3 protein-coding genes and 1 pseudogene are annotated in these 2,807 nt (G+C 57.5%); 3 read left to right on the forward strand and 1 reads right to left on the reverse strand.

Features of this window, described 5'->3' with window-relative positions; all coding sequences use genetic code 11:
* Positions 1 to 306 (forward strand): annotated as a pseudogene (locus RSO01_RS46410) (hypothetical protein); the annotation flags it as partial.
* A gap of 1,052 nt (positions 307 to 1,358) precedes the next feature.
* Here the strand turns inward: RSO01_RS46410 and RSO01_RS46415 are convergent.
* Positions 1,359 to 1,643, reverse strand: a complete 285-nt coding sequence (locus tag RSO01_RS46415; protein WP_147157417.1) for a hypothetical protein — start codon at positions 1,641 to 1,643, stop codon at positions 1,359 to 1,361.
* A 275-nt stretch (positions 1,644 to 1,918) separates the two neighbouring features.
* Here RSO01_RS46415 and RSO01_RS46420 point away from each other — a divergent pair, with 275 nt between their 5' ends.
* On the forward strand, positions 1,919 to 2,146 hold the full coding sequence (locus RSO01_RS46420) for a hypothetical protein (protein WP_147157418.1): 228 nt from the start codon (positions 1,919 to 1,921) through the stop codon (positions 2,144 to 2,146).
* A gap of 156 nt (positions 2,147 to 2,302) precedes the next feature.
* On the forward strand, positions 2,303 to 2,590 hold the full coding sequence (locus RSO01_RS48225; RefSeq protein WP_170303897.1) for a hypothetical protein: 288 nt from the start codon (positions 2,303 to 2,305) through the stop codon (positions 2,588 to 2,590).
* The last annotated feature ends 217 nt before the right edge of the window (positions 2,591 to 2,807 follow it).

Genomic DNA, 2,807 nt, shown 5'->3' on the forward strand with positions numbered 1-2,807 from the left:
GAACGAATTTGCGCCCTTGAGTCGCGCGACGACGAAATCCTGATGCCGACGCTGCGCACGCACGAAGAGGTCCGGGATCTGAGCGAGATCGGGCCGGTTGATCTTCCGAAGGCCGATTCCCGCATGCTCGAAATTGCGGAAACGATTATCGAGCAACATAGCGGCCAGTTCGACCCCGCCCAATTTGTCGACCGCTACGAGGAAGCTTTGCGTGAGGTTATGGAGCGCAAGATGAAAGGGCGCCCCATCAAAGTGCTCCTGCCGAAGTTGGCGAAACGAACGTGGTCAATCTCATGGACGCCCTGAAGCGCAGCCTGGGCGACGCCGGAAAGGCTCCCTTACAAAAGCGGCCAAGAGCGGCAAACAAGCCTTCACCCAGGCCGGCCTCAGGCCGTCGCAAGAAGGTGGCGTGAGGGGTATCCAGCTCCGTCTACCGCATCTCTACCGTTGGATCACGTCAATGCGGGACCCCGCTTTGCAGCTCGCGGAATTGCGCGCCGACGTAAGCGATGCCAAGGCCGAGATCCGAAAGGTACTGGACCGGCTGGCCGAGAAGCATGCCATCCGGACCAATGATGTCGAATACGCTCGTACGGTTAGGGGTGGGACCCTCCGCGCGAGGCCCTTTCTCGCCGCGGTCATCAGTAGGTCCTACCCACTACCGAGGCCAGCTCCTCCAGGCCAAACAGGAAAAGCCTCATGCGCTACCTAGCCAATATTCGTCCCACTGCAACGAACGCGCCAAGGAGCCCAAACCGTGTCGTGAATATGGGCTTGCCGGAGTCCATTGCTCCGTACCAAAGCCTGCTCACCGGCTCCTGGATGAGCGGTCGGAACACGAACGAGCTTAAAAACACCAGCGCGAAAGCAATTCGAAGACCGTCGCAATGATATCCAACAAGAGCATAGAGCAGGCAGCTACAGTTGAGGCGATTGGTGCATCAGGATTGGTCCGACTGAATAGCCACGACCATGCCGACAACTCTCCCAAGATAAGATCCGTCACATAGGTACTGAAGGCTCCGCTGTCTAACCGCAAGGAGAAGAGGCTGAGACAGAACCGAGGCCGAGAAAAAGACCGGCTGCTACAGACACCTGCAAGCTGAACAAAAGGAGTCTCCAGACCAAAAGCAGAAAGACATGAGCCGCTAATAGGAAGCTAAATGCGCAAGTTGCCATAAAAGCCCCTGTGCTGAAGCGGATGACCAACCTTGCAACGATTCGTGTGACGCTCAGGGAAAGTGCAAAGGTCGCAACGTTCAAAAGAAGGGCTGCCACGCCAACAGCAGCATAAGAAACGGGTGTGTTGCCACTAAAGATGGTAAAGCGGACTGAACTCCAGACTGCTCGTGCGCCAATTAACAAAAAGTAAGCGCAAACGTTCCTGCTGCAACGGCCACAGAGAATTGCCAGCGCTTCCTCGACCACAACCGCGGTCCGGCCCATCGGTCGAGAATCTGAACAGCCAGCTCGGATTCTTTGCGTCCAAAGTTGCTCCATTTCACATCGGTGAAGCGCAGCCACCAGTCTTCGAGCTTGGCTTTAAGCTTGGCCTTCTCGGAATTGTACATGGCGAGATCTATTAGAATGCCAATGGCTGCGAACCCGCCGAACGCCGCCAGCGCTTCCAGCCACTTGTCCACGCGGTCTCCCCGAAACATTTCAGAGTCGCCCGACAATACCGCAGTCGGGTGGCCTGTTAATGGCCGCCAGAGTCAAAATCTGACTGTCGACCGGTGAGTCCTGGAGCGTAGCCAGAGGCCAAACCGCTGTACGAGTCAAAAACAGTATCTAGCGGCGATTCTGATATTGCCGGTTGTGCGCCAGCACCGGAAACTGACCCCATGCCGCTTCAATGGACAATCTCTCACCCGAAACGACTCGTCGCGGTCGCTAAAGGCGAGATGCGTCCTCACGCATGGTCGACTTCCTGGCTGGGCTTGATGCGGCGGGTGCCCGCCCCTATGCCAAGCTTGTGTCCCTGGAGCGGCTTGTCACCACATTCAGCGAGGACAGCGTTGTTGCCCTTGCCAACCTGGTACGCCAGCGGGAGCGGGAAAGCGAACATCGCCGAATTGGTCCGGCCCATTCGGGTGTTCCGCGAATGGCACGAAGGACGCCGCTGGATCGATTCCGTCACTACTGACCGCGCCAACGCCGCCGGACTGAAGGAATGGACGGCTTCGCCTCTTCAAGGAGATGGCGATCGCTTATAGGCCCCCTTAAGGATGCCTCTTTGTGACGGCTGGCGTACCCCGTTTGACCCATGCGGAGGCGCGGCACGGCCACTTATCGTGGGTCTATGGCTAGGCATCCTCAAATCAGTGACGAGAACAATCGGAATCATCCCGCCGACAATCTCGACGTATCCGCTCGTTATCTCGTCTATAACATTTTCATCGCCATGAGCGGGATGCCGGAAGCGTCGAGGCTGCTACAAAACCTTGGAGAAAACGAACAGATTCTAGCGCGGGCAGTGGAGCGCGGGTGGGTTGAGGTGATCGAGCGCCGACGAAAAAGCGGTGCCATGGCGCGGCTTGTTGCGCTTACTGACGAAGGACGACGGATGGCTCGGAAGAGCCTTCATTAGACTGACGTGCCGGCCAACGGCGACTTTATCCAATAAGGGATAGGTAGAAGTCGTTGGATCTCAATCATGGCGATAGCGTCTGCCTGACCGATGCCGGCCGAGAATTGGTCAGGCACCGCCACGAGGGCCTCTCCGCCCGGGTCAGGCATGATCAAGAGCGGTCACGGGGAAAGCCCAAGACTCGCTCAAGCCTCAAAGTAGCAGGATCGACGCCACT

It is taken from the genome of Reyranella soli (assembly GCF_007992495.1).
GTDB lineage: Bacteria > Pseudomonadota > Alphaproteobacteria > Reyranellales > Reyranellaceae > Reyranella > Reyranella soli.